The following is a 25,030-nucleotide window of genomic DNA, read 5'->3' on the forward strand; positions in this document are numbered from 1 at the left end:
GGCCCTGATGTCGAACTAGCCGGCGGAGATGTCGGTAACTGTCATACCGCTAACGTCAACGATATCTGGAAAGGGGGTGCCCTGTTTCTTCAGACGGTACACAGCTTCATTCCTTGCACTGTTATTCATACTGAACCACAATTTGCTTAGTCTGTTGTTGATCGCTTTGATTTCCGAAACGTCGTAGTCGTCCCGGTCCTTAGTCATCATGTGGACGCGACTAGCAAGCGAGACAAACTTCAACATGGGTTCATCGGTTTGATCCAGTTCGCGCAGGCGCCTCATCTCCATGTTGGGTCTCTTGGTGGATCGTTCTCTAATTGATTCTTCGATCGCGGAGAGCCGACTCAAGATCTGGAGATTCATCTCGGCCTGAGCAGATTCCGGATCCGCAGAACCGGTGACTGTCTCGAATGCCTCGTATTGCGTCAAAGGGGTGACGGGCTTGTAGTTGTCTCTCATGGCCTCAATTGACATCCCACGGATTGTTGTGATCGTTTCATCAACAGAGGCTGGATCAGACAAATCGTAAGCTACTACCCGCAAATCCGAAATGTCGAAGGGGATTGATTGGCCACGTTCAATCATGTGGATAACAGGTTTTTTCCAACCGTGGGCTATCGCGAGTTCGTAGAAAACGTTGGCGTTGTGATCAGTAAGGTCAGCGACGATCAGCTGGGCGTCATTTATGCGTTTGATGATGTCATGACCGATGGAATCGAGTGAAAGCGACCCGTCGCCTCGCGTGACTTCCCAGGCATCGTCCGGCAGCGCCTTCTTGATGATGTAGTCAAGTGCCAGTGTGGCCTTCCGGTGCTTTTCGGTACCAGGCGATCCGATAGGTGAAATTACAAAAACCTTCTTGAGGTCGTCGAGATTATCCGATGGTTCTGCCGGATCTTGTTTCTTATTCAATGTTTCCAATTTCTATAAAGGTGTTGCAATGAACCTTGAGCATAAACCAAATGCCTCCACGTCATATGCATTGATGACCGGGGGAAACCAAACACGGGTCGGCTCCGAATGAACAATTACCTCCGCCTGGCCGGCGCTGTTACCGCTGCAGTTGTTGTCACGTTCCCCTACTGGGCACGCAGGATCCTAACCCACATCGAAACCAGACTCTTTTAGGAATGAACCATCATGGAAACCAAACCGCACCGCGCACGAGTGTTCAAAGACCCCGACCACTGGCCCTGCTGGCAGGTCTACTACGGGGACACTTGGGTGGGGTCCGCGCATAGCAGGGTCATCGCGCATGCTGTTGCCCGGGTCGTCGTCACCACCGCCTGTGACACCGCAGAGCACAACCTCACCGGCTGGCACATCATCCGCACCGTGAACCGCGTGTTCGAGGACCTCAGAATCCCCACCATGTGGGTTCCAGGTTCCCCAGCAATCACGCATACCGCGCATCGCGAGTACATGCGGGACCATGGCCGTCGGCACCAGATCCAACACCAAGACGGGAAAGTGATCTACCAATGGGCAGCGTAACCGCGGACCTGACCCGCGCCGAACAAGCACACCTGTGCAAAACGTGTGGAAAACCATACGTCGTCCCATCCCTCGCCCGAGACTGCGAAAGAAAACACCATGGCAACTAACCCGCTCCACGACGTCCTCGTCGAACACATCGGCACCCGACCCACCGAAGGAAACCCACGCGGACGTGCCCTAACCACCCAAGAATCACACCGCCACACCGGCGCCTTCAAACCGTACGTCTACAAAGGCACCGGGCAAGACGTGCTCACCGGCCCAAAACAGCGCGCCAGGAAGGGGGAGAACACCGCACCCGCCGCCACCTAAACGCACGCCAATAATGTCTTTCTCAAAGCGACATGCGTAACACGTAGAATTACACACAAGGGCCAGCGGCCCACCAAACGTCCACGCAGTAGGGTCAGGAGGTCCCGGTGACCAACAAACAGCAACCAGGCGACAGGTGCCAAGTCGTCACAGCTCACGGCCAACGGCTAGACGCCACAATAATCAGCACCCGGGAAGGCCACGGCGGCGCACTCGTCCGCGTAGACGGATGGGTCACAGACGTCTGGGCGAAACCATCCGAGATCCGCGACAACCCCGTCAACCCAACCAGCCAGAAGCGCGGCGACTACACGCCAAACCAACTAGTAGAAGTCCAGTACACGCAAGGCCGCTGGGTCGACGGGAATTTCAGCCACTGGGAGGACGACACCCACGAACGGGCGTACGTTGCCACCGACCAGTCCGGCTTCGGATCCGACCGGTTCCACTACACCAACATCCGGCCAGCCCGTGTGGCACCAGACCCGCACTCCACCGCCTACCAAGGCGAAGTCGGCGACCACCAACCCCGCACCACCGAAACCGTTGCAAAGTATGGCCACGTCGCAACGGATGACGCTGTCGGCGTTTTCGCTGGTGGGCACATTCACCCAACCTACGCCGCCAGCGTTACCCCACACTTCACCATCCACAACGATGGCCGCGTGCAACAGAATCTCGCCATCCGCGACGACTTCAGCGAAGTAACCCTGCTTGCAGACAAACTCGCACCCCTCGGCGTCAGCTACGACGAGCAACGCAAGTTCATCGACGCCATGGCAGAGTTCGCGAAATGCGGGGTCACACCCGAACAGGTCATGGAATACGTGGACGCGTTCGCCCGCCTCATCGTCACCGGCGCTACGCCCGAAGAGGTGGAACGGTTCGCCCGCCAAACCCTGCTCGACCGAGCCAGCAACCCCGACGCGGGCCTGCACCACATCACCCGCGAGTACCGGGGTGCACGGTGAACCCCTATGACTGGAAAACCCTCGATCGACTATTCAGCTATAGCTTCTGCTATCAAGCGCTACAAGGGTCCCGCGGAGTTCGCGCCCGGGCAAACCAACGCCCAAGGCCAACTGATCTGCGGAGCCAAAAAACGCGGACGAAAAAACCAAGGCCCCGGAACGCCCTGCCAGGCAAGCCCCGTACGCGGCGGAACCCGATGCGGAAACCACGGCGGCAAATCACCCAAAGCGGCCAACGCCGCAACTAACCGAATCATGGAAGCAGAAGCCGTGGAAATCCTAGGACGCATCGACCCCGCCGCCGAGGTGAAACACCCCGTCGAACACCTGTTGAACCTGATCAACAACAAAGCCGCCGAGGTGACTTGGCTGCGCTCACTAGTCAAAGACCTCAACGAGGGCGAACTGTTCTACGGGCTCACCAAAGAAGAACGAGGCGAAGAAAAAGGCGAACCCACCGACCTCAAAACCTACGAGGCCGGCATGCACATCAAATGGCAAGCCCTCCGCCAAGCGGAAGAACAACTCGCCAAATGGACCACCATGGCCCTCCGCGCCGGCATCGAAGAACGCAAGGTCCGCCTCGCTGAAGAACAAGGCGCCCTCGTTGTCGGAGCCATCCAGCAAATCCTCGACGGCCTCAACCTCACCAAAGACCAACTGCAGCTCGTCCCCAACATCGTGCCCGCCGCGCTCCGCCAACTCACCCAGGACCCCGCATGACCGCCACCGCAACCGACGAGTTCACCGAACTCATGGAAGCGTACGACGACGCACCAGCTTGCGAGGGGACCGAACACGGAAACGGCACCTACGGGCACGTCCCCGACACCCCCGCAGAATACGCGCTCACGTGGGCCTGCCAACATTGCGACTACACCGCAACCGTCCTGAACTGTTCCGGCCGGGCCCAACACATCGTCGCAGTACTAGCCATCGTCGAACTATCCTGCGGGCACAAATCCATCAAAGAACTAGCACTCGTGCAGGTGCGGCCAATATGAGCACCCAAACCCTCGACCTCACCGAACTGCTCGCCAACTGGGATGCGAACCCTGCATGCGAAGCTGGCGGCCACCCGCAAGAAACCAACGTCCACGAAGGCGACGCGGTATGGCGGGCCCAAATGGCTGCACCCTGTTGCAAGGCCCGGTTCCCGCGCCTGTACTGCGACAAGTTCAAGCAGTGGATGATCACCACCTTGAACGGAACCATCCGGTGCCCGTACTGCAACAGGGTCACCCGGGCGATCCTCTGGCACGCGTCAGCCGTCTGGAACCCGCTATGAGCACGGCCGCCGGAACCATCGAACTCACCGACCTGCAAGCCATGCTGGACGGCACCCCACAATGCGACCACTCCGAACACACCACCAACAAGTACTCCCACGCCGGCGATGCTGCCTGGGAAACCACCACCACCTGCCCGCACTGCGACTACGTAGTGACCGGCCTGCGCTGCGACCAATGGCGGACCTACTGCCTCACCGTCCGCGGCCAAATCATCTGCACCCGCTGCAACGGATACCAACTCACCTACGACTACTACCGCAACACCCACTGGAGGAAACTGTGACCCCGCTTCAGGTATCCCTCGTGTTCCTCTCCGTCGGCTTCGTAGGCATCATCATCCTCAGCGCCACCGGCGCCTGGTGCCGCATCTTCGGCCACAACTGGCGGCGGGTCAGCGCATGGCGGCGCGACTACCAATGCCGGACCTGCCTGGAATACCGGCGATGATCTTCGACCTCGCCTGCCGCATCCTCTACCGTGCCGCAGCCATCGCCCTCACCATCCGCCACCACATCAACAACAGGAGAACCCAGTGAACGAAGAAACCCAACCCAAGACCATCAACATCGACGGTGTCGAAGTACCCGTGGCCATCCCCGAAGGTCACATCGTCACCGGGGCCGTCCTCATGGTCACCACCGCCGGCATGGACGACCTCGGCACCAGCGAAGGGTTCCTGTGCACCAGCAGCGCCATGTCGCAGGTGCAGCTCGTCGGCATGCTCCGCACCGCCACCATCGAGGTGGAGAGCGGTGTCGCGTACGGCGAATGCGACTGCGAGGAGTAGGGCGATGACTGAACTGCTGTACAACATCCTGCCGGCCGTGTGCGTGTTCGCGGGCCTGCTCGTTGGTATCTGGATCACAGGTGGATTCCGCCGCGGCGCCATCTACCTGCCGCCCCTGGTCACCGACCCGAAGCCACCCAGCCTCACAGAGCTAGAACCTTGTGAACCCGACTACAAGCCCGGCGACATGGTGCTCGTCAAAAGCCCCAGCGCCACCGAAACACTCGAACTCACCGAAACACACCCATGGTTCATGTCCGGCAAACAGCGAATCAACCCCGACCACATCATCGGCGGATACCGGCCATGACCAACCAAACCTGTAACTCCGAACCAGAAATGGTGGATCATCCGGCCCACTACGGCGGAGACGGCACCTATGAGGTGTTCAAAGTCGCCGAAGCGTGGGGACTCGACCGTGACGCGTACCTGTTCACCGTCCTGAAATACATTGCCCGAGCCGGGAAGAAAGACCCCACCAAACTCGACGAAGACCTCCGCAAGGCCCGGAACTTCCTCACCCGCCGCATCGACCACCCCAAGGAGCCGTAGTGCCTGTCCGCATCGAAGCCCGCCGGCTCTCCGGTATCGACACCGGCAAAACCGTGTCCATGTACTGCCGGGACACCCGCCGCTCCTGCACCGTCGAGATCCTCGCCATTGAGCAATGGCCAGACGAAACGATCATTCACCTACCCACCGACATCAACCAAGACCCCTACCACCTGGACCCCACGCAGACTGTCCTCATCGAAGGACAGCCAACCCCCTGAACCCCTTGGAGGAACGCCCCGTGACCGAAACCCGAGACTGCACCAGCTGCGGCCACACCATCCCCGCCAGCCTGTACCTGTGCGACAAGTGCCACACCCACCTCTGCGCCCTACTCGACCGCGTCCCCGACACCCTCGACACCGCGCAAGACACGCTCTCCAACATGAGCGTGACACCCCGGGTCGGCTCCGCAGGATCCAACCCGCCATCCGCGCCGGTGAACCTCGACATGTCCGACAAGCTCGGGAAGTACATCAAACGGCTCGTCGAGCTCGCAGTGTGGGTCAACAACACCGAAGAACCAGACCGCCTGCACATCTTCACCACACCTGAAACCGCCGGCCAGTACCTGCGCCGCATGACCAACCTCATGCGGCAACGCGACTATGTCGGCGACCTCCACCAGGAACTCCGGACACTCGAACGGCAGGTGCTCTCCACCGCGGACCGGCAGTTGGTGAAACGACCACTGGGGGAGTGCGGGGCGCTGCACCTCGACGAAGAAGGCAACATCATCAAATGCGCTGGCGTCGTCTACGGGCACGAAACCGCCACCACCGGCCGATGCAAAGCATGCAAGCGGGAGCACGACCTCACCGACCGCATCACCAGTCGTCTGGCTGAAGCCACCAACTATCGGGCGCCACTGCAGCGCATCGTGAAAGTCCTGAATGTCGCCGGTTTTCCGGTCAACTATGAGCGGGCGAAGAAATGGGCGCAGCGAGGGAAGCTCGCACCGTCCTGCGACGTGGAAACCCGGCGGGAGGGGCACACGCCGGCGGAAGTCCTCAAAGTTTTGCAAGAAATGTCAAACTAAACATGTCAACCGTCAATTCAGTATTGACAGCGTGGCGGTTTGTCCCGTACCTTGGAATCAAGATGGTTTTTCTGTATTGATTACCCGTCTGCGCGCGAGATAGTGGGCCCGTTCCTACTGCGTGGAAGGCTGAGAGCGAGCCGCATACTGACGCTGTGCGAGCCGACGCCATGACCGGCCCGGCCCACACCGCCGCACAACCGTATAGCCCTCAGGAACACGAGCTTGGGGGAGCCGGAACGCCGCACTCTTACGGAACCGGCAGCGCTGTAGCTCAACGGCAGAGCATTCGCTAAACCTCAACCCTGGCGGAAGACCCACGTTCGATTCGTGGCAGCGCACGCATTACCCGACAAGCAATGCGCTAGATGGTCTGTAGGAGGTCATCATCTCTGTTCCAGCAGCACTGGACCCGTCCTGCATATAGCGGCAGGCGGCGACCACCGCGGAGACGCGAAGGGCAACACGGCCACCCGGTGCCGAACTGAAACCGGGCAACTGGATGTAGGCCAATTGGCAGGCCGCCTGATTTGGGATCAGGAGAATGTAGGTTCGAGTCCTATCATCCGGACGGCGAAAGCCCCTGCGTACTTGTTCGGCAACGGCAAGGGCAGGCAATCCCTGCTGGTGTAACCGGCAGCACGACGGCCTTTGGAGCCGCCAGACCACGTTCGAATCGTGGGCGGGGAACTAAGCGTCTGGTCCTGACTGAAACCCAGCCAGACGCTCGGGGTGCAAGGTCAACGTCACCACCGTGCTACCAAGACACGGACCAATGGAACGAAGGTTCCGCCACGCGCGCATAGACGCAGAGAACCTGCCAACCACCCCAACCACCTTTGGTGGCGGAAGATCCGACAACACATCAGGACCCCGTGCACTACGAACCGGCCCCGACGACGGGAACCCGCCGGTCACGGCATCAGGGAAACCAACGCGGACACCGCCACCACCGACTGGCGCGACGACCGCCTAGCCATCGCCTGGGTACACCAATTGCGTCAAGATTCCACCCAGCACGGCCATAACGAGGGCACCCGCTATTCCCAGAATCCAGTAAAGTGCCTTCGACCTTCCCCGCGGCGCATCAGTAATTTCGAAGTCTGCGACGAAAGATGCTCTTACGGGCCAGAAGGTAGCTCCTCCAAGCGAAACTGCATAGAAGAAGACGCTCAGAGGCTCAACCTTCAACAGGACTAGAGGTATCGATAGGATCGCGGACCAGATGACGAAGTATACGAGGGTCATAGGTTTGCTGCGCAACCAAGCCCAAGGTGGTCTCAGTCGCCCGAGTTCTTGTTTAAACTTTGCCACTGTCGAGTGAAACCATTGTTCATTGTTGCTTTTGATTATGGCTGATAGACCCCCGTTCCATGACAGTTCCACCCGAATGGAGCTTCCTTGAGTCAAGCGGGCTACATCGATCTTGATCTTTCGCGCTCGGTGAACGTCGGGGTGGTTGAAAAGATCCTGGGGGTCGCCCGTAATGTCGATGAACATGCCTTTCGGCAACTCTAGTTGGGCCCGCATCTCTGTGTGATGCGTGGCCCGTTCAACGGATTCGCTTAGGGATCGCTTTCTCGATTCAATCTCGGCTTCGAGCTCTGGCTTGACCTTCTCAAAATTAGGATGATTCGCCCATTTATCGCGTGACGCTATTGCTGCCTGGAGCATCTCTCGATCCATTTTGGTGTCTTCATCGATCGTGCGCGTTATTTCTTCGGCTAATAGCTTGCGTAGGCTCTGGATAAAACGCGTGTATTCGTCGCGTGATGCTGAGACGAATACGGGCCGCTGATTCTGAGTTATTTCCATTCTCCCCATGAGCGAATCGTATCTGATGCGGAGGTGCAAAGTGGGTTCCGCTTTTGATTGGGCGGAATACGCCGCGCGCGCCTTCGAGAAGAAGGACACCGACTGGGCCACCCCGGGAGCTCTCGCGAAAGCGATCGAGCCGTCCACCCTGCAAACCCCAGCACTGGACCTCATCGACGAATACCTGGTGAAAGTCGAATCCGGGGAAATTGACCGGCTGATCATCAACCTTCCACCCCAGGAAGGCAAGTCCACCCGCGTCACCACCATCGGGCCGCTCTGGTTCCTCACCAAGAACCCGGACCGACGCATCGCCATCGTCTCCTACGCCCAAGACCTCGCAGACGAGTTCGGACGAAACATCCGAAACCACATCATCAGCAACGACGGTGAGGATGAAACCCTCGACCTCGGCCTGCGTGTAGCGAAAGACAACGGTGCAGCGCGGCGCTGGAAGCTCGACGGCACCCGGAGCGTCACCAGCACTAGCGGTGAGACAAAACAGGTCCCCATCAAGGGCGGTGTCCGCTCCGTCGGTATCCGTGGTGGCCTGACTGGTCGCGCCGTTGACGCACTGTTCATCGACGACCCCATCAGCAACCTCGAACAGGCCTACTCGAAAACCTACCGCGAACAAGCGTGGGGGTTCTGGCAGTCCGTCGGCCTCACCCGCCTGGCACCCGGCGCCCCAGTAGTGCTAGTGCTGACCCGGTGGCACGCCGACGACCTCGCCGGCCGCCTGCTCGCCGGTGAAGATGCCGATCGCTGGACCGTCCTCAACATTCCAGCCGAAGCAGGGGAGGACGACCCACTCGGCCGCAAACCCGGGCAGTTCCTCGAATCAGCCCGCCAACGCACCACCAAGCAGTGGGAACAGATCAAAGTCGCAGTCGGCCCCAAAGTCTGGCAGTCCCTCTACCAAGGAAACCCAACCTTGGACGACGGCGGAGTACTGCCCACCGAATGGGCGCGCTACACCCAACCAATATGGATCGACAACGGCGACGGCACCATGCACGTCCCCGGCCTCGAACGAGACGACCACGAACTCATCCAATCCTGGGACCTTGCCTTCAAGGGCGAAGACACCAGCGACTACGTAGTGGGTCAAGTCTGGTTGCGTATCGGCAACGCCACCTACCTGCTCGACCAGGTGCGGCGCCGCATGAACTTCAACGAGTCCTGCGAAGCGGTCAAAGCGATGTCCGCGAAATGGCCGCAAGCCGTCGCGAAACTCGTTGAGGACAAAGCAAACGGGCCAGCCCTGATCACGTCGCTGAAGCAGCAGATCATCGGGCTGATCCCCGTGGAGCCTATCGGGTCGAAGTACGCTCGCGTGTCCGCGGTGTCGCCGCTGGCGTTCGCCGGCAACATCATCCTGCCGACCACGGAACTGTGCCCCTGGGTGGAATACCTCACCCAAGAAGCATTGTCGTTCCCGGCCGGCGCAAACGATGACCAGCTGGACGCGCTCGCGCAAGCGAACAACTACCTACTGCTGCACGCACTGGAAGATACCGACCAGTACGTCGAACCGGACGTTTACGACGACCGGGATGACCGCGGGTGGAGCGTTTCACCTTACTGACCATTTGAAGGGGGTCTCCATTGGGCAAAATTATGGACCGGATCCTCGGCAAGGAATCAGCGGAACACCGAGCAGCTATCGCCAACGCAGAATACCGGTACGAGAAGCTGCAGGAGTCCCTCGGGTCGCTGGAGCTCGCATTGGAAGACCGAGGCTGGGAGCGGCTCAGCGCGAACGCGCAAGGCGAATTCTCCCGCGAAGGACTCCGCAAAGCCGCGGAACTGTGCCGGGTCATGTTCATCGCCAACCCGGTCATCAAGCGGGGCCTGAACGTGCGCGCCGCCTACGTGCACGGCCAAGACGTGGGCATCACTGCCCGCTCCGACGGTACCGATGATACCCAGGACGTCAACGAGGTTGTGCAGCAGTTCCTGGATGATGATTCGAACCGTGCGAACCTGACCGGCTCCAACGCGCGCATCCGGTTGGAGAACGCGCTCGGCACCGACGGCAACGTGTTCATCACCCTGTTCACGGACCCGATGACCGGCAAGGTGCAGGCCCGCACCCTCCCATTCGACGAGATCGCCGACAAGATCCTGAAGCCAGGCGACCGCGGCACCACCCACTACTACCACCGCCGGTGGACCGAGGGTGCGACGGAGATGCAGGAGCTGTACCCGGACATCCGGTACCGGCCGCTGATCCGCCCGTCGAAGGTGAAGATCGGCGACGACCTGCTACAGGTGAACTGGGATTCCCCGGTCTACCACCTGCACGACAACGGCCTAGAAAGTTGGAAGTTCGGCATCGGTGACGCGTACGCGTCCCTGCCGTGGGCTCGCGCGTACAAGGAGTTCCTCGAAGACTGGATCCTGCTGATCAAAGCTTTGTCGAAGATCGCGTTCACGATGACGAAGGACAAGAAAGCGTCACCGTCGCAGCAGGCCCGCGCTCGTGTGAACATCAACCCTGCCACTCCTGCCGGTTCTTCGGTGGAAATGTCGGGGGATCAGAAGATCGAAGCGGTCCCGAAGTCCGGCGCGACCATCGACTCGGAGTCTGGGCGGCCTGTGCTGGCCATGGTTGCTGCTGGTCTGGGCTTGCCTGTCACCACGTTGTCGGCTGACCCGGGGCAGACCGGGGCACGTGCTGTCGCCGAGACTTTGAACCAGCCGACCCGGTTGGAGTTCCAGTTGCGGCAGAAGCTTTGGTCGGAAATGTACCGGGCGGTACTGGGGTACGTCATCGACCAAGCGGTGATCGCGCCGCGCGGCCCGCTGAAGGGCACGGTGCGCCGTGAGGACGACCGGCTCGTTGTTGATCTCCGCAACGGCGACGACCGCACGCTGGAGATCGTCTGGCCAGACCTAGACGAGATCCCAATTGAAGCACTCATGGAAGCGATCAGCAAGGCGAACGACCTGGGTGTCATCCCGCAGCTGGAGATCCTGCAGCTCGCATTGCGTGCACTGCGTGTGCGCGACGTGGACGAGATCATCGAGTCCGTGAAGGACAAGGACGGGAACTTCATCGACCCGTTCGCGGAAGCAGGCCAGAAAGCAGCGGACGCGTTCCGGCGCGGTTTGAACCCGGCGACGGCTTCGGACGAGGACAGTGACGAATGATCGCAGGAATCCTGTTCCTGACCGTGTTCCTGGTGGGCCTGATCATTGGATCGATCATGGCCCGCCGGAAACATCCGCCCGTTGATTCGGCCCGGTTCGGCGCCGCAGTCCAACACCTCTATGGCCAACGCTCCCCGGACATCACCGTGAAAGTCCACTCAACCAGCAAACGGCCCATGCCAGTAAAGTGAGGTGGTTCGGTGGCTGTCACAGATGAAACACTCCGTGCAGCCGCCGACGCCCGCCGGCAACTCCGCCAGCTCACCGACAAGCAAGCCGTCGCCCTCGCCCAAGCGTGGGTAGACGCATGGGACACCCTCGCACCCATGTTCGCCGAAGCCGTCAGCGAGCTCGTCGCCCACGGCGAACGCGTGCCCCGCGCGGTGGCGGCCCGCAACGTGAAGCTGAAAGCCGCGCTCGAACAAGCGAGGGCCACGCTGGACGAGATCATCCCGTTCGCTGACTCTACCGTCACCAACGACCTCATGACCGCGGTACTCGACGCGGTATCCAGCCACCAAGCGATGGTCGGCACTCAGCTGCCGCCGAATACGGCCGGGCTTACCCTCAACGTGAACGCGCCCGCCCCGGACGCACTCAACGCGATTGTCGCCCGCACTACCGAGCAGATCCACGCGGCCACGAAACCGCTGGCGGCGTGGACGGTTCGCAAAATGAAGCAGGAACTCGTGAAGGGCATCGTCGTGGGGCAGAACCCGCGTAAGGTCGCCCGCAACCTGCTGAAAGCGACCGAGGGGCAATTCAACGGGGGACTGGCCCGCGCGATGACCCTTGCCCGCACCGAGATGCTCGACGCTCACCGGGCCGGATCATTGGCCGCGGCGAAAGCGAACGAAGACCTACTGACCGGGTGGGTGTGGATGTGCACGCTCGACCGCCGCGTCTGCCCGTCCTGCCTTGCCAAGCACGGCACCCTCCACCCTGTTGACGAGTTCGGACCCGAGGATCACCAGAACGGCCGGTGCGCCCGTATCGACAAAACCAAAACGTGGAAAGAGCTCGGCTTCGACATCGAAGAACCCGCCGACAGCATCCCCGACGCGAAAGCCTGGTTCGACAACCTCGAAGAGGAATCGCAGCTCGCCATCATGGGGCCAACCCGGTTGCAGCTGCTGAACGACGGCAAAATCCAGTGGGACGACCTCGCCACCCGGCGCAGTACTCCCGGATGGCGCGACAGCATGACCGTCACCCCCGTCCGCGACCTGCTGGCCATTGCCGGTTAGGTGCCGTCCGAAAGTGACGGCGAATAGTCCACGGCGCCACACCACCGGCACACCAGCACTAGTGACCCGCCCGTGTGTCTGAGTAGCGCCTGCCTCGGCACCCAAGAGTGCCCCGGGCACGCACCAGGTTCACTGGGCGCGTCGTTGCTGTCGTCGTATCCCATCAGACCATTTTAGGAGGGCCGTCGTGCCAACACTGATCACAGAAGCTGCCAAGGTCGCACGTAGCGGCCCCGGCAAGATCATGCTCACCATCATCACCCCCGGGCAGGGGTCGTCCGGCTACTACTCGGCGGAGACCATCAAGAAGGCCGCGGAACAACGCGCCTTCCCTGCCGGGACGCTGGGCATGGTGAATCACGCGAGCGAAGCGGAACGCATCGAACGACCAGAAGGTGACCTGCGGAATCTCGTTCTCGCCACCAACGAGGACGCATACGTCAACGCAGAAGGCGCGCTAGTCGCCGAAGCGCGGGTAGCGTCCGCTTGGGCTGATTTCGTCAACGAGTTCCACGACGTGATCGGTGCCAGCATTAGCGCATCGGCGCAGGTTCGTGACACGAAGGAAGGCCGCATTGTTGAGCGCCTTATCCCCAACCCTTTCAACACCGTTGACCTCGTGACCGTCGCCGGCCGCGGCGGCAAGCCGTCGGCACTGCTCGAATCTGCCAAGGTGATCGAGTCGCGCTCACTGATCGCCAACGAGGTCACCGCGTCCGACGTCGAAATGTACTTGGGTCGGGCAGTGCGAGACACGCACGCGGACCGGGAGAACGACTCATGGGCATGGATGCGTGACCACGACGACGCGTACGTGTACTTCGACACGGGCGGGAAGTCCTGGCGGCAGACGTACACCCGGGACGGCGTGAACGTGACCCTGACCGGCGAACCCGAAGAAGTGCTCCGCCGCACCGAATACGACCCCGTCGCCACCGAGTCCATCGAAGCCCTCGCTACCAAGCTCGAAGCCACCGGCATGGAAGCACTCAACGAGCGAACCCAAGAACCACCCGCCGCTGAAGCGGGGCAAGATTCCTCTCCGAAACTGGCCGAGGAAAACCACCAGATCCGAAAGGACACCACCATGGCAGAAATTGCCGAAGAGCGCCTCGCAGTGCTCGAAGAGTCCCACGGCCAGCTGCAAGCCATCAAGGCACGCGAAACCGAGCTGGTCGCCGAAAATACCGGGCTGAAGGAGTCGCTGGCCAAGGCCCGCGCATTCAACCGTGCCCAGGACTTCGCCAAGAGCATCATCGAAGGCGTGAACTCGGAGCTGTCCGAATCCGTCGTGGCCCGCATCGTCTCCGCATCCGTGCGTGAAGCCGACCTGCCGCTGACCGAGAACCTGCAGCTCGACACCGACGCACTCACCGAGACCGTCAACAAGGCCCGCGAAGCCGAGGAAACCTACCTCGCCAAGCTCGCCAAGGAAAACGGACTCGGCCAAGTCCGCGGCGTCGGCGACACCACCGCTACCGACGTGGCCGAAGCGTCCAACGACGACATCCGCAACGCCCTGAAGGGAGCCTACCGTGGCTAAGAACCGTCGCCTTCCCAAGGCCCTCCACATTGACCTCGCCGTCCCATCCGGCGTGAAGTCCGGCGAACCAGTCGCAGTCGGCGCATTCCGAGGCCTGGCCATCACCGACCGCGGCGCAGACGGCCGCGCCACCGTGTGGCTGGACGGCTCCGCCGAATTCACCGTCACCGGCGCCGTCGCCTCCGAAGGCCTCCCGATCTACATCACCAGCGCCCGTGCGCTGAACACCACCGCAACCGACAACAAGCTGTTCGGGTACTCCCTCGGCACCAAGGCAGCCGCCGCGGGCCCACTGGAAGTGGCCCTGCTCAACGGCCCGGCCCACGACTAGGAGACAACCACAGTGAACATTGATCTCAAAGAGATGATGGCGCACGAAGCATTCCGCACCGCGCCACACCTGCCGAACCGCATCGCCGAAGCTGCCAGCCTGTTCTACGCAGGCTGCAGCGGAAACGACGTGCTCGCCTACGCGCGCATGCACGAAGCCATGTCCACCTCGGACTTCCCGCTCCTGCTCGGCGCAGCCTTCCAGGTGACCGCCCGCGACGCGTACGAAGAAACCGTGCCGGAGTGGCAGTCCATCGCCGCCATCCGCCGCGTCAACGACTTCCGTCCCGCCAAGGACATCGACCTGTTCGGCGGCCGTGAAGCCTTCGACCGTGTCAAGGAAGGCGAAGAGTACAAGGCTCGCACCCTCGGCGAAGACAGCTTCGAATTCTCCGTGCTCAAGTACGGTAACACCTTCGGGCTGACCTGGGAGCTACGCAAGAACAACCAGTACCACCAGCTGCTGGACTTCCCCGGCCGTCTCGGTACCGCTGCTCGCGCCACCGAGGACGAGCAGGTGTTCAAGCAGTTCATCGCTGACGGCGGCCCGGTCGCTTCCTTCTTCTCCGAGCAGGGCTCCATCCCGGCCACCGCGCTGTCCCACGCTGCTCTGGTCGCCGCTTACAAGGACATCGTGTCCCGCAAGACCAAGGACAAGAAGCTGATCCGCCTCGGCGGCAAGCCTCTGAACCTCATCGTGCCGGCGCACCTGGCCATGGAAGCGGAAGAGTTCGTCAACGAGGACAAGATCCCGAACGGCTCCGGCGCGACCAAGACCAACCCGCTGAAGGGCAAGTTCAACATCGTCGTGTCGGAAGTCGCGGCAGAACTGAACTCCACCAACGGCGACACCGCCTGGTACATCCTGCCATCGAAGGACTCCAAGCATGCAGCCGTGGGCAAGGTGACCATGACTGGCGAGGAAACCCTCGACATCCGTGTTCGCCGCGACCAGGGCGAGCGCGTTGGCGGCGGCGCTATCGGGCTGGAAGACGGCTCGTACAAGGACGACACCATCGACTACCGCGGCCGACTGGTCACCGGTGGCGCGAAGCTGGACACTCTCGGCGTGTACGCGTCGAAGGGCGCCTAGCCCAACTGTGGGGGTCGCGTCTAAACGGCGCGACCCTCACCCGCAACAACAACACTGAGGGGGCCACCTGTGAACCTATCTGACGAACAGAAGCAAATCGGGCAGGTGCGCCACCTCATCGCCGACCTGGACACCAACAACCAGATCTTCACCGACGAGCAGCTGCAGACGTACCTCGAACTGAACGACTGGGACACCGGCAACAAGCCGGGCATCTACCGGGCGGCCGCTGACGCGCTCGACGCCATCGCGACCACGGAAGTACTCCTGTCCAAGAAGATCCGGACCCAGGATGTTTCCACGGACGGGCCAGCAGTCGCAGCTGATCTGAGTAAGCGGGCTGCCGCGTTCCGGGCCCGCGCAGATAAGGCCGAAGCGAAAGCTGACGCCGAAGCCGAAGCCTCCGACTCATTCTTCGACGTCGTTCCGTTTGCCTGCGATAACCCTGCCGAGGGTGCCGAACAACGCGGGTGGGGCTGGTAATGCCGCTCCCTGGATACAAGGTCATCCCTGAAGGATGGGCCGAACACCATCGGCCCGCGGCGGCGTCCACCATGACCTCTGAGTGTACTGTCACCCGGGCTACCGACGGTCCCGCGCCGTTCCCGCTGCCACCCGGGTGGACCGGTTCGCAAACCGTCTGGACTGGCAACTGCCGTTTGCAGCAGCATAACCGTGAATCAGCGGTCGACGCCGCCGGGCAAGGCGTGGAGTTGCGCCGTCACCTCATCGCGTTTCCCTACGGCCTGTCGAACCCTCTCCCAGTACTACGGGTCGGGGACTCTGGCGACGTTGTGCACATCAACGGGAACGCGTACATCCTGCGGCAACGCTTGGACGCGTCCGAGGAGTTCCAGCACGACTTCATTGCCGAGGAAAACCAGACGCAGAACAACCCGTAGGCGGTGCCCAATGATGGAATTCGACGCATCAGGACTCCGAACCCTCGGAACAGAGTTCAACCAACTGCCCAAGAAAGCGGCCCAGCTGGCGAAAGTCGTCGTGAAGAAAACCGCGAAGGACATCGAAGCATCAGCCAAGGCCATCGCCCCAGTTGACACCGGGTTCCACCGTGGCGCCATCAAGACAAGTGACCTGCGTGGGGTGTCCCAGTCGAGTCCATCGGCCGAGGTGCGGGCCAGCGCGGAATACGCCGGGTACCTCGAATTTGGTACCAGTCGCATGGCTGCCCGCCCTGCCCTGAACCCGGCAGCAGACAAGCACGAGCCGGCGTTCCTCGCAGCCATGGAACAGATCCTCAACCTCTAGGAGGCCCGAGTGTCCACGAACTATCACGAGCAGGTGGACACGCTCCTGAAGGCGGTCCCCGAGCTTGGTGGCCGCATCCATGACACCTACGTTGAGGGTCCGCTCGCGATGGAGCCTGGCGGTGTTCGCCCGCTCCCGTACGTGTTGCTCGCGTCCGGTGTCGCCAACCCTTTGGACGATGACTCGTTAGGCGGGCGCACCGACCTCACCGCCTTGGACTGGCGGGCACAAACCAACTGCGTCGGCCCCACACCCTCCCACGCCCGGGCGGTCGCTCAGGTAGTCATCCGCGCGCTCACCGACGCCCGGGTCGGCAACCACTGGTTGACCCGCGACCCCGACACGATGCGTCCCGACGTGCCAATCAAAGACGCCGACGTGACCCCGCCTCGCTATTTCATGCCCCTGTTCTGGCGGCTAACCACAACCACCTAGGAGAACCCCGTGTCCGAAAAACCACGGCAAGTCAACGAACCCGCGGTGCCCACGCCGCCAGCCCCCATCGTCGTCCACGTCACCGAACCGGCACCCAAGCCGGCCCGCGTGTACTCCAACACCAAACGCGTCTACGTCAAAGACACCATCACCGGGCAGCACTTGCCCGACGCGGTACCGGAGACGTGGCTGCAGGAGTTCCCGCACCTGCAAGAAATCCCGAAACCAGCAGTAAAGGAAGGTAACAGCAATGGCTAACGGCCCAAAGATGCTCAATACCGCAAACCGCAAGCTCGCGTGGGTCCCCACCATTGCGAACCCCAACGCCCCGACCGTCGCAGAGCTGACCGCCGGCAAGGACATCACCATGCTGGTGACCCGCGCCGACTACCAGTTCGGCGTGACCGGCAACGAAGCGATCGTTGAACCCGCGTTGGGTGACGACATCGACGCTGGCGTGCCAGGTAACGCGACCGTTGAAGCGGCGATGAACTTCTACCGGTTCCGTAACACCGCCGACGACACCGCCTGGACCACGTTCACCCAGCGTGGCCTGTACGGCTACCTGGTGGAGCGCATCGGACAGATCGAAGACGGCGAACGGCAGGACGAAACCCCGTTCGCCGCGGCGGATCAGGTGCAGGTCTTGTACGCGATCACCAACGACCCGCAGAACCAGACCCCAGCGAACGCCGGGTTCGAGAAGTTCCGCATGACGTTCTCGCCGCAGCGCCACTACCCGCGCGCTGTGGTCGCTGCCACCGGCGGCTAACCAGTAAGACCAGTCTGGGCGGGGTGCGTGGTGACTCCCGCCCCGCCCGGACTATAAACCCACCGAGTCACAACAGAGTCACCCCCAAACCTGTAGGAGTCACCCACATGTCTGAGAACCAGACCCCCAGCCCCGCCGCCGAATTCGACTTCGACGGTTGGCTTGCCGACGGCGAACGCGTCACCCAAACCGTCCACCTGTGGAAGCGCATCGACCTCTGGGACGAAATCCAGAAACTCGAAGCCAAACTCGAAGACGTGCCAGAAGTGCCCGAGGGCGACGAGCCGATGGGCGGCGCAGAGGACCCGAACGCGGACCTCAACGCCCAGATCGACGCACTGTACGAACGCCTCGACGAATCCAAGCTGTCCTTCCGCGTCGTCGGACGCACCAGCGACGAGATCGACGAGCTCCGCAAGGAAACCCTCACCGAGTGCCGCGAAGAGATGGACAAGGCCGCAGCAGACGGCCGCGCCGAAGCAAAGCGGGCCGCCGCCCGCGCCGGTGTCACCATCGCCAAGGACATCAACAGTCTCGTCCAGATGGGCGGCACCGAATGGTCGAACAAGGTCCTGAACCGCGAGATGAACTACCGCATCGTCGCCGCATCCACCCACATCATCACCCCGAGCGGGTCCTTCCAGCCGCTCACCGTGACCCAGGTACGTGCCCTGCACAAGGCACTCGGCGAACAGATGATCGGCCGTCTCGTTGACGCCGCCTACACGGCGAAGGACGACATGCCGGAGGTCACCGTCCCAAAATCGTAGAGGCTATGGCCACCAAACGGTGGCGCCACCTCGTCACCCAAACCCGAGCAGCCCGCGACTGGCGACTACCAGTCACGGTGATGCTCGGGTACAGGGACGACAACAACCGGTGGAACGACCAAGACAAGATCATGGCCGTGGCCTTACGCCAATACGAAGACAGCATCCACTCTTGCGGCGTACCCGGGTCCGTCGCATTCGGCGACCACAACGTTGGGCGTGTCGAATGGGAAGAAGGACAGTGCCACGCCTGCGCATCCAAAGAGGGCGCAGCGGAGAGCAACAAGAACAACAACTACCCCGGCAAGATCCTCCTACCCGTCTGGGACGACTAAGACCTTCCTGTACAAGTAGCTATGGCGTAATCGCCCGAAGATGAGTTCTTGCTAATCAGGACCTCGTCTACATAGATGCGACAAGTTACCGTCCCATAGTTGTCATCCTTCTGTGCCGACATGTAGAGGAACTGGCCCGCCCGGAAGTTCATTCGGAGACCTTCCGCGCCTGTGCTCTTGGCCGTCAAAGGAAGGCTCACAGACTGTTGCTGCGTCCCGGTGGGAGTTTCAAAAGTAATGTCGGCGGACGGTGTGCCGCGCACCAACCTGGGAAGCGTCGTTTCGAAGTCGACTTCATATCGAACCTCGACCGTGGACACCACCGGAGCAGCTGGTGCGCTGACTGCAGCTGACTCTGAACTGCACCCTGTGAGGACGCCTATCCCGGCCACTGCCAGGAGCCCCCAAATCTTATGTCTCATTTTTCCCCATTCGTTGGACTCATTGTAAGTCAGCGGACGGACATAACTGAATAGGCGGTGCCACTTTGGCTAATCGTGACCTCGTCGTCCGCGTCCGGGCTGAGATCGGCGCTTTCCAGCGTGACATGGCCGCCGCCGCGCAAGCCGCGAAGCAGGCCGCGGACGCCACGGAAGCCGCCGGTCGAAAATCGAGCAAGGCTGGCAAGGAATACGACACGGCCGGCAAGCAAGCGGAATCCGGTATCGGCCGGATGGCGCAGACCGCGCAGAAGCACCAGCAAGCCTGGGACTCCGTGTCCACGACGCTCATGGTCGGTGGCGCCGCGGTAGCTGGCGGGCTGGCCCTGTCCACGAAGGCGGCGATTAGCTGGGAATCCGCGTTCGCTGGCGTGAAGAAAACCGTCGACGACTCCCCGGCCGGTTACCGGCAGCTGTCTGACGAGCTCCGCGGGCTGGCACGCACCCTCCCGGCAACCCACACTGAGATCGCTGGTGTCGCTGAAGCTGCTGGCCAGCTCGGTGTCGCCCGTAAGGACATCACCGGGTTCACCAAGACGATGATCGACTTGGGGGAGTCCACGAACTTGACCGCTGAGGAAGCGGCAACCAACATCGCCCAAATCAGCAACGTGATGGGAACCATGAGCCGGGAGGGTTCCAAGGGTGTTCAGCGGTTCGGTTCCGCCTTGGTCGCTCTCGGCAACGACGGCGCGAGCACTGAAGCGGAAATCCTTTCCATGTCGCAGCGCATCGCTGGTGCAGGTGCGACCATCGGAGCGTCCGAAGCTGACGTGCTGGCCCTGTCCAACACTTTGGCTTCCATGGGCGTCAAGGCCGAGCTTGGTGGCGGCGTCACCACGCGAGTCCTGCTCAAGATGCGCACCGCCGTCGATGAGGGCGGCGAATCGCTGCAGTCGTTCGCGAAGGTCGCCGGTGTCTCTGCCGACGAATTCGCCAACAAGTTCCGCACCGCCCCAATGGAAGCCCTCGACCTCGTGTCGAAGGGCATCAACCGTGTGAACGAAGCAGGCGGCAACGTGACCGCCACGCTGAAGGACATGGGCATCAAGGGCACCGAGGAAACCCAGGTCATGCTCGCCCTCGCGAACTCTGGTGAGCTGCTCGCAGACTCGCTGAAGTTGGGTGCGCAAGCTTGGGACGAAAACCTTGCCCTCGTCGCTGAAGCCGAGCAACGGTACAACACGACCGAGTCGAAGATCCGCATCGCTTGGAACAACATCAAGGACGCTGGTATCTCGGCGGGGGCCGCACTGCTCCCGGCTGTCTCCGGCGTGTCGGATGTGGTTGCGAAGCTGGCGGGCGCGTTCTCCGACCTACCCGGCCCAGTGCAGACCGCATTCACTGCCCTTGCCGGCATCGGCGGCGTCTCCGCCCTGGCCGTCGGCGGCGGCATGAAAGTCATCGGCATGCTCGGCGACCTGGTCCCGAAGATGCAAGCCCTCGGCATCGACACCCCGCGCTCCACCCGCGCGCTGGGCCTATTCGCCAAGACCCTCGGCGGCATCACCGCTGTCGGCGCTGGCATTGTCGTAGGCAAGCTTGCCATCGAAGGTATCAACCAAGCCGTACGCTCCGGCCGGCCCGACGTTGAAGCCTACTTCAACCTGCTCGCTACCGGCGGCGACGTCGTCGGCGCCATGGACTTGGACCTGGGCGGCAACAACTTCACGTTCCCGAACTCCTACATCAAGACCGTGAAGGACTACTACGGCGCCCACACCGAGGGTGCCGCGGCCGCGAAGCAAGCCATCGTCGCTGGAGACCAAAACGGGTTCATCACGTGGATGTCACAGAACCTCGGCATGGGCGACGTACGCCGCGCTGCCGAGGACTGGTTGCAGCTTGCGGAGGCGGGCAAGTCCATTGCTCGCGCGTTCGACATGGGCGAGAACGACCTCGGCGTCGAAGCATTGAAGACCATGCAGAAGGATCTGGAGCTAACTGACCAAGAGGTCGGGAAGCTGATCAACAACGTCCCTGAACTGAAGTCGGCGCTGACTACGCTGGCCACCGAGCAGGGTATCCAGATCGACCCGAACAATGAACTCGGGTTGGTTGATCTGGCATTGGGTCGCATCAAGCTGTCCGCGCCTGAAGCTGGCGATGCTGTGAAGGGCACTGCTGACGGGTTCGAGATGGCTGCTGAAGCCGCCCAGAACGCCAAGGAAAAAGTTGACGACTTCTACGAGTCACTGGTCAACGCTGGACTGGTCGTGCTGGGGGAGCGTGACGCGCTCCGAGGTCTGGAAGAGTCGTTCGCCGCCGCTGCAGCCGCCGCGGATAAGAACGGCAAAACGCTGGACACGACTACCGCGAAGGGCCGCGAGAACGAAGCGGCTCTCGACGGTATCGCCCAGGCGACGTTCCGGGCGATGGAAGCGCAACGAAGCGCGGGAGCGAGCACCGCTGAGCTTGGCGCGACTATCGCTGACGGTCGTGAAGGGTTCATCGCTGCAGCGCAGTCCATGGGATTGTCGGAGAAAGCAGCTGCCAAACTGGCAGACAGCTTGAACCTGATCCCGGGCGCCGTGTACATCCAGTTTGATTCGAACACCGACGACCTCGCGGGCAAGCTCACGGAGATCCACGAGCTGGTGCAATCCACCCCGGACGGCAGCGTCACCATCGAAGAGAACTCCCCGCTGGTGATCGACGCTCTACGCGATCTCGGGTACATCGTCACTACGTTGCCGGATGGCACCATCAAGGTATCCGAAACCGGCACGGACTCGACCGGCAAGAAGATCGATGAGACCGCGGGCAAGAAGCGTACCTCGAAGATCGACACTAAGGCGATCACCGGGGCCGCGGATAAGGCGCTAAACGGAACCGCCCGCCAGCGCCAGTCCACGATCCTCGCAACTGCGTCGACAGCTACAGCTGAAGGACAGCTGAACACTGCCGCCCGCGACCGCTACTCGGTCATCCGCACTCGCGTGGTCACCTCCCATGAGTCGTACGAGTCCACAGGGCGCGGCGGTTCCGGTGGCGTGACTCGCGCGTCGGGCGGTTCCGTGTTCGGTCCCGGTTCGGAAACATCCGACTCGATCCCGGCGATGCTCTCCAACAACGAGCACGTCTGGTCGGCCCGTGAAGTCCGCGGCGCCGGCGGCCACGGCCAGATCGAACGCATGCGAGCCATGGCCCGCGCCGGCACCCTGCCAGCGTTCAAGACTGGCGGCCGTGTCGGATGGTCGCAGGAACAGGACCGGATTTTCGCACGGCAATCAGCCAACGTGACCGAGGACCGGAAGCGGGCTGAACGCCGAGTCAAGAACGAGCAGAAGCAATACAACGCGATCAGCTCGAAGAAAGCCGACTCCGCGCGGAAGAAAGCCGCCAAGCGGCAGCTTGACGAAGCGAAACGGGACCTCGACCGAATCAAGAAGGTCGAAGAACGCGCCAAGGACACGCTGCGCGAATCGAAGGAACGCACAGCCCGCCTGACCGACCAAACGTTCGACATCAAACGAGACCTGAAACGCGGGTCCATCGTCGACTCGTTCACCAGCGGTTCGGGCCCGTCGGTCGTGGATCAGATGTTCGAGCAGTCGAAGAACAAGGACCTCTCCAAGACCCAACGCTCCCGGCTCCGGTCGACTGCGTACGGCATGGAGACCCAGCTGATCCAACTGGAGAAGCGTTCCGAGAAGCTCACCACGCAACTGGACAAAGCCACCGAAGCTCGCGACCGCCTGCTGGACGCGAAGAATTCGGCAGCATCGTCTCTGCGCAGCGAATGGTCGCTCGAATCAGTGATGCAGTGGGACACGTTGAAGAACGGCCCCCTGACAGCTGGTGACATCAAGACCCAAGCCCGGGCGAAGGTCTCCCAATACAAGACGTTCGCGAAAAAGATCGACGACCTCCGCAAGAAGGGCTACAGCGCCGCTGTCATCCAGGACGTCATCGAACTCGGCGTGAACGAGGGAACCTACGCAGCCGAAGCGCTGCTTGGCGGTTCGAAGTCCGACATGCAGGACATCAACAAGGCGTATAAGGACATGGACACTTACACGTCCAAGACCGGAACACACCTGACCGAAGCGATGTCTAAGGGTGGCATCAACGCCGCCGAAAGCCTGGTGTCGGGGCTTGAATCGCAGTCCAAGAAAGTGGACGACGCCTTCTACAAGCTGGGCAAGCAAGCGGAAGCAGCGTTCAAACGTGCCTTGGGCATCAAGTCCCCATCCAGGGTGTTCAAGGGAGCGGCCAAGGACACCATTGACGGCGGCATCGTCGGACTCGACGAGAACAAGAACCGCCTGTTCGGCGCGTACGAAGACCTCGGCCAAGGGGTCGCGGAAGCGTATAAGCCGAACCAGTTGCGCACCGCGCTGATGCCAAGCGCACCGGGGCACAACACCATGGGCCAAGCCACCCCAGGCAACGTCCAAAACAACTATTTCTACTACCCGAAGGCAGATCACATGTCCAAGGGAGTGGAACGAGCCAACCAGCTGGCGCAACTCTAGGAGGACACCGTGTACACCTTGGACGGAATCCCGCCCGTCGACCCGGCCGGCGTGTACAAGCTCCTGACAGGCACGACGGTCCGCGGTTTCGCTGGCCGTCGTGCCAACATGCTGGAGCTGCCCGGTGTGGACGGCGCTATCCCCGATGTGGGGGCGCCGTTCATGCCAGGCAGTATCAATCTTCAGTATCGGTTCTTTGCGGCCACTCACGGGGCGATGATGGCCGCGTTGGAACGATTCAATGGTGTCGTCGGGCAGCGGAAGCTGTTGACCATCGTGCACGACTACGGCAACGGGCAGACTCGCACGAACCAAGGGTTCGTCACCTCGCCCATCGTCACCGAAATGCCAATCAACCGATACGTCCGATACCCGGTCGCCCTGCAGCTGCCGAACCCGCTGTGGCGGGGCTCCGCACTACTTACCGCAGACTCCGGGACGCTGACCGCGACGTTCGCGAACCACACACTGGCAGGGTTCTCGTCAACGGCACCGATCACGGATGCCCTCATCAGGGTGCGCGGCGGATTCTCCACCGCCTACATCGGGTGCCCGGTCAGCGGAGACGAGATCCTCATCAACACCCCCATCGGCGCGACTGAATACGCAGTCATCGACACGAAGACCTGGTCGGCCCGCAAAGTCACCACCGACACATGGTCGGGCGGCACCGACATCAGCGCCAGCGTCTCATCCAACAAAGGCCGCGGCCACATGCTGTCCCTCGAACCCGACCAGATCGGAGCGACCGGGGGACGCTACCGGGTCCGCGCCCGAGCAACCAACCCGACCGGCACACCCATCGTGCAAGTCCGGGCGCAGCTCGCATATCACTAACACCATTGGAGGGCTCACCTTTGGAAACCCGCATTCGTATCGCCACCCCGTTCGGCA

General features: G+C 61.8%; 32 protein-coding genes and 2 tRNA genes. 32 read left to right on the forward strand and 2 right to left on the reverse strand.

Annotated features, from left to right (window positions below; translation table 11 throughout):
* Positions 1-15 precede the first annotated feature (15 nt).
* The gene (locus DFO58_RS10705; RefSeq protein WP_120990696.1) at positions 16-915 is read right to left on the reverse strand and encodes a hypothetical protein; all 900 of its coding nucleotides are present in this window, start codon (positions 913-915) and stop codon (positions 16-18) included.
* Positions 916-1,143: 228 nt separating this feature from the next.
* Here DFO58_RS10705 and DFO58_RS10710 point away from each other — a divergent pair, with 228 nt between their 5' ends.
* From DFO58_RS10710 to DFO58_RS10765, 15 genes are all read left to right on the forward strand, one after another.
* Positions 1,144-1,497: a hypothetical protein gene (locus tag DFO58_RS10710; RefSeq protein ID WP_147407253.1), complete on the forward strand. Its 354-nt coding sequence runs from the start codon at positions 1,144-1,146 to the stop codon at positions 1,495-1,497.
* Positions 1,498-1,596: 99 nt separating this feature from the next.
* Entirely contained in the window at positions 1,597-1,812 is a 216-nt protein-coding gene (locus DFO58_RS10715; protein ID WP_120990700.1) for a hypothetical protein, read from the forward strand.
* 107 nt (positions 1,813-1,919) lie between these two features.
* Positions 1,920-2,783 carry a hypothetical protein gene (locus DFO58_RS10720; RefSeq protein WP_120990702.1) on the forward strand — a complete coding sequence of 288 codons (864 nt, stop codon included), beginning with the start codon at positions 1,920-1,922 and terminating at the stop codon, positions 2,781-2,783.
* 6 nt (positions 2,784-2,789) lie between these two features.
* Positions 2,790-3,506, forward strand: coding sequence for a hypothetical protein (locus tag DFO58_RS18235; protein WP_147407254.1), 717 nt, complete (start codon positions 2,790-2,792; stop codon positions 3,504-3,506).
* Positions 3,503-3,787, forward strand: coding sequence for a hypothetical protein (locus DFO58_RS10730; RefSeq protein ID WP_120990706.1), 285 nt, complete (start codon positions 3,503-3,505; stop codon positions 3,785-3,787). Before DFO58_RS18235 ends, DFO58_RS10730 begins: the two co-directional genes overlap by 4 nt.
* Positions 3,784-4,071 (forward strand): hypothetical protein, encoded by a 288-nt coding sequence (locus DFO58_RS10735; protein WP_120990708.1) that lies wholly within the window; start codon positions 3,784-3,786, stop codon positions 4,069-4,071. The genes DFO58_RS10730 and DFO58_RS10735 overlap by 4 nt, the downstream gene beginning before the upstream one ends.
* The gene (locus tag DFO58_RS10740) at positions 4,068-4,358 is read left to right on the forward strand and encodes a hypothetical protein (RefSeq protein ID WP_120990710.1); all 291 of its coding nucleotides are present in this window, start codon (positions 4,068-4,070) and stop codon (positions 4,356-4,358) included. The genes DFO58_RS10735 and DFO58_RS10740 overlap by 4 nt, the downstream gene beginning before the upstream one ends.
* Positions 4,355-4,522, forward strand: a complete 168-nt coding sequence (locus DFO58_RS18495; RefSeq protein ID WP_183043169.1) for a hypothetical protein — start codon at positions 4,355-4,357, stop codon at positions 4,520-4,522. The genes DFO58_RS10740 and DFO58_RS18495 overlap by 4 nt, the downstream gene beginning before the upstream one ends.
* Before the next feature lie 85 nt (positions 4,523-4,607).
* Entirely contained in the window at positions 4,608-4,862 is a 255-nt protein-coding gene (locus DFO58_RS10745) for a hypothetical protein (protein WP_120990712.1), read from the forward strand.
* Between the two features lie 4 nt (positions 4,863-4,866).
* Entirely contained in the window at positions 4,867-5,172 is a 306-nt protein-coding gene (locus tag DFO58_RS18240) for a hypothetical protein (RefSeq protein ID WP_147407255.1), read from the forward strand.
* The gene (locus tag DFO58_RS10750) at positions 5,169-5,414 is read left to right on the forward strand and encodes a DUF3310 domain-containing protein (protein WP_183043170.1); all 246 of its coding nucleotides are present in this window, start codon (positions 5,169-5,171) and stop codon (positions 5,412-5,414) included. The genes DFO58_RS18240 and DFO58_RS10750 overlap by 4 nt, the downstream gene beginning before the upstream one ends.
* Positions 5,414-5,635, forward strand: coding sequence for a hypothetical protein (locus tag DFO58_RS10755; protein WP_120990716.1), 222 nt, complete (start codon positions 5,414-5,416; stop codon positions 5,633-5,635). The genes DFO58_RS10750 and DFO58_RS10755 overlap by 1 nt, the downstream gene beginning before the upstream one ends.
* 20 nt (positions 5,636-5,655) lie before the next feature.
* Positions 5,656-6,453 carry a hypothetical protein gene (locus DFO58_RS10760; RefSeq protein WP_120990718.1) on the forward strand — a complete coding sequence of 266 codons (798 nt, stop codon included), beginning with the start codon at positions 5,656-5,658 and terminating at the stop codon, positions 6,451-6,453.
* Positions 6,454-6,716: 263 nt separating this feature from the next.
* Positions 6,717-6,795, forward strand: a tRNA-Phe gene (locus tag DFO58_RS18500).
* Positions 6,796-6,951: 156 nt separating this feature from the next.
* Positions 6,952-7,024, forward strand: a tRNA-Pro gene (locus DFO58_RS10765).
* A gap of 401 nt (positions 7,025-7,425) precedes the next feature.
* On the opposite strand, the gene DFO58_RS10770 is transcribed toward DFO58_RS10765, so the two are convergent.
* On the reverse strand, positions 7,426-8,277 hold the full coding sequence (locus tag DFO58_RS10770; RefSeq protein WP_147407256.1) for an MFS transporter: 852 nt from the start codon (positions 8,275-8,277) through the stop codon (positions 7,426-7,428).
* Here DFO58_RS10770 and terL point away from each other — a divergent pair.
* From terL to DFO58_RS10860, 17 genes are all read left to right on the forward strand, one after another.
* Positions 8,276-9,856 (forward strand): phage terminase large subunit, encoded by a 1,581-nt coding sequence (gene terL / locus DFO58_RS10775; protein ID WP_286163557.1) that lies wholly within the window; start codon positions 8,276-8,278, stop codon positions 9,854-9,856. The genes DFO58_RS10770 and terL overlap by 2 nt on opposite strands.
* 20 nt (positions 9,857-9,876) lie before the next feature.
* Positions 9,877-11,424, forward strand: a complete 1,548-nt coding sequence (locus DFO58_RS10780; RefSeq protein ID WP_147407257.1) for a hypothetical protein — start codon at positions 9,877-9,879, stop codon at positions 11,422-11,424.
* Entirely contained in the window at positions 11,421-11,615 is a 195-nt protein-coding gene (locus DFO58_RS10785) for a hypothetical protein (RefSeq protein WP_120990726.1), read from the forward strand. The genes DFO58_RS10780 and DFO58_RS10785 overlap by 4 nt, the downstream gene beginning before the upstream one ends.
* Positions 11,616-11,624: 9 nt before the next feature.
* Positions 11,625-12,671, forward strand: a complete 1,047-nt coding sequence (locus DFO58_RS10790) for a phage minor head protein (protein ID WP_120990728.1) — start codon at positions 11,625-11,627, stop codon at positions 12,669-12,671.
* A gap of 187 nt (positions 12,672-12,858) precedes the next feature.
* Positions 12,859-14,214, forward strand: a complete 1,356-nt coding sequence (locus tag DFO58_RS10795; protein ID WP_120990731.1) for a hypothetical protein — start codon at positions 12,859-12,861, stop codon at positions 14,212-14,214.
* On the forward strand, positions 14,207-14,545 hold the full coding sequence (locus DFO58_RS10800; protein ID WP_120990733.1) for a DUF2190 family protein: 339 nt from the start codon (positions 14,207-14,209) through the stop codon (positions 14,543-14,545). Before DFO58_RS10795 ends, DFO58_RS10800 begins: the two co-directional genes overlap by 8 nt.
* 12 nt (positions 14,546-14,557) lie before the next feature.
* Positions 14,558-15,637, forward strand: a complete 1,080-nt coding sequence (locus DFO58_RS10805; protein ID WP_147407258.1) for a hypothetical protein — start codon at positions 14,558-14,560, stop codon at positions 15,635-15,637.
* A 69-nt stretch (positions 15,638-15,706) separates the two neighbouring features.
* Positions 15,707-16,120, forward strand: coding sequence for a hypothetical protein (locus DFO58_RS10810; protein WP_120990737.1), 414 nt, complete (start codon positions 15,707-15,709; stop codon positions 16,118-16,120).
* Entirely contained in the window at positions 16,120-16,539 is a 420-nt protein-coding gene (locus DFO58_RS10815) for a DUF6093 family protein (RefSeq protein ID WP_286163558.1), read from the forward strand. Before DFO58_RS10810 ends, DFO58_RS10815 begins: the two co-directional genes overlap by 1 nt.
* A gap of 10 nt (positions 16,540-16,549) precedes the next feature.
* The gene (locus tag DFO58_RS10820) at positions 16,550-16,906 is read left to right on the forward strand and encodes an HK97-gp10 family putative phage morphogenesis protein (protein WP_286163559.1); all 357 of its coding nucleotides are present in this window, start codon (positions 16,550-16,552) and stop codon (positions 16,904-16,906) included.
* Between the two features lie 9 nt (positions 16,907-16,915).
* Positions 16,916-17,341, forward strand: coding sequence for a hypothetical protein (locus tag DFO58_RS10825; RefSeq protein WP_120990741.1), 426 nt, complete (start codon positions 16,916-16,918; stop codon positions 17,339-17,341).
* A 9-nt stretch (positions 17,342-17,350) separates the two neighbouring features.
* Complete coding sequence (locus DFO58_RS10830; RefSeq protein ID WP_120990743.1) at positions 17,351-17,599, forward strand: hypothetical protein; 249 nt, start codon at positions 17,351-17,353, stop codon at positions 17,597-17,599.
* On the forward strand, positions 17,592-18,113 hold the full coding sequence (locus DFO58_RS10835) for a hypothetical protein (RefSeq protein WP_147407259.1): 522 nt from the start codon (positions 17,592-17,594) through the stop codon (positions 18,111-18,113). The genes DFO58_RS10830 and DFO58_RS10835 overlap by 8 nt, the downstream gene beginning before the upstream one ends.
* Before the next feature lie 107 nt (positions 18,114-18,220).
* The gene (locus DFO58_RS10840; RefSeq protein WP_120990747.1) at positions 18,221-18,883 is read left to right on the forward strand and encodes a hypothetical protein; all 663 of its coding nucleotides are present in this window, start codon (positions 18,221-18,223) and stop codon (positions 18,881-18,883) included.
* Positions 18,884-18,888: 5 nt separating this feature from the next.
* The gene (locus tag DFO58_RS10845) at positions 18,889-19,218 is read left to right on the forward strand and encodes a hypothetical protein (protein WP_120990749.1); all 330 of its coding nucleotides are present in this window, start codon (positions 18,889-18,891) and stop codon (positions 19,216-19,218) included.
* A 487-nt stretch (positions 19,219-19,705) separates the two neighbouring features.
* Positions 19,706-24,136: a phage tail tape measure protein gene (locus tag DFO58_RS10855; protein WP_147407260.1), complete on the forward strand. Its 4,431-nt coding sequence runs from the start codon at positions 19,706-19,708 to the stop codon at positions 24,134-24,136.
* Positions 24,137-24,145: 9 nt separating this feature from the next.
* Positions 24,146-24,973, forward strand: coding sequence for a hypothetical protein (locus DFO58_RS10860; RefSeq protein WP_120990755.1), 828 nt, complete (start codon positions 24,146-24,148; stop codon positions 24,971-24,973).
* The last annotated feature ends 57 nt before the right edge of the window (positions 24,974-25,030 follow it).

Source organism: Arthrobacter sp. AG1021, assembly GCF_003633665.1.
Classification (GTDB): Bacteria; Actinomycetota; Actinomycetes; order Actinomycetales; family Micrococcaceae; genus Glutamicibacter; species Glutamicibacter soli.

Bases quoted from the DNA above. Each gene is read 5' to 3' on its own strand.
- DFO58_RS10710 (WP_147407253.1), top strand. From the start codon at position 1,144: ATGGAAACCAAACCGCACCGCGCACGAGTGTTCAAAGACCCCGACCAC.
- terL (WP_286163557.1), top strand. From the start codon at position 8,276: ATGAGCGAATCGTATCTGATGCGGAGGTGCAAAGTGGGTTCCGCTTTT.
- DFO58_RS10785 (WP_120990726.1), top strand. From the start codon at position 11,421: ATGATCGCAGGAATCCTGTTCCTGACCGTGTTCCTGGTGGGCCTGATC.
- DFO58_RS10845 (WP_120990749.1), top strand. From the start codon at position 18,889: ATGGCCACCAAACGGTGGCGCCACCTCGTCACCCAAACCCGAGCAGCC.
- DFO58_RS10750 (WP_183043170.1), top strand. From the start codon at position 5,169: ATGACCAACCAAACCTGTAACTCCGAACCAGAAATGGTGGATCATCCG.
- DFO58_RS10815 (WP_286163558.1), top strand. From the start codon at position 16,120: ATGCCGCTCCCTGGATACAAGGTCATCCCTGAAGGATGGGCCGAACAC.
- DFO58_RS10735 (WP_120990708.1), top strand. From the start codon at position 3,784: ATGAGCACCCAAACCCTCGACCTCACCGAACTGCTCGCCAACTGGGAT.
- DFO58_RS18235 (WP_147407254.1), top strand. From the start codon at position 2,790: ATGACTGGAAAACCCTCGATCGACTATTCAGCTATAGCTTCTGCTATC.
- DFO58_RS10840 (WP_120990747.1), top strand. From the start codon at position 18,221: ATGTCTGAGAACCAGACCCCCAGCCCCGCCGCCGAATTCGACTTCGAC.
- DFO58_RS10740 (WP_120990710.1), top strand. From the start codon at position 4,068: ATGAGCACGGCCGCCGGAACCATCGAACTCACCGACCTGCAAGCCATG.
- DFO58_RS10715 (WP_120990700.1), top strand. From the start codon at position 1,597: ATGGCAACTAACCCGCTCCACGACGTCCTCGTCGAACACATCGGCACC.
- DFO58_RS10730 (WP_120990706.1), top strand. From the start codon at position 3,503: ATGACCGCCACCGCAACCGACGAGTTCACCGAACTCATGGAAGCGTAC.
- DFO58_RS10770 (WP_147407256.1), bottom strand. From the start codon at position 8,277: ATGGGGAGAATGGAAATAACTCAGAATCAGCGGCCCGTATTCGTCTCA.
- DFO58_RS10835 (WP_147407259.1), top strand. From the start codon at position 17,592: ATGGCTAACGGCCCAAAGATGCTCAATACCGCAAACCGCAAGCTCGCG.
- DFO58_RS10820 (WP_286163559.1), top strand. From the start codon at position 16,550: ATGATGGAATTCGACGCATCAGGACTCCGAACCCTCGGAACAGAGTTC.
- DFO58_RS18240 (WP_147407255.1), top strand. From the start codon at position 4,867: ATGACTGAACTGCTGTACAACATCCTGCCGGCCGTGTGCGTGTTCGCG.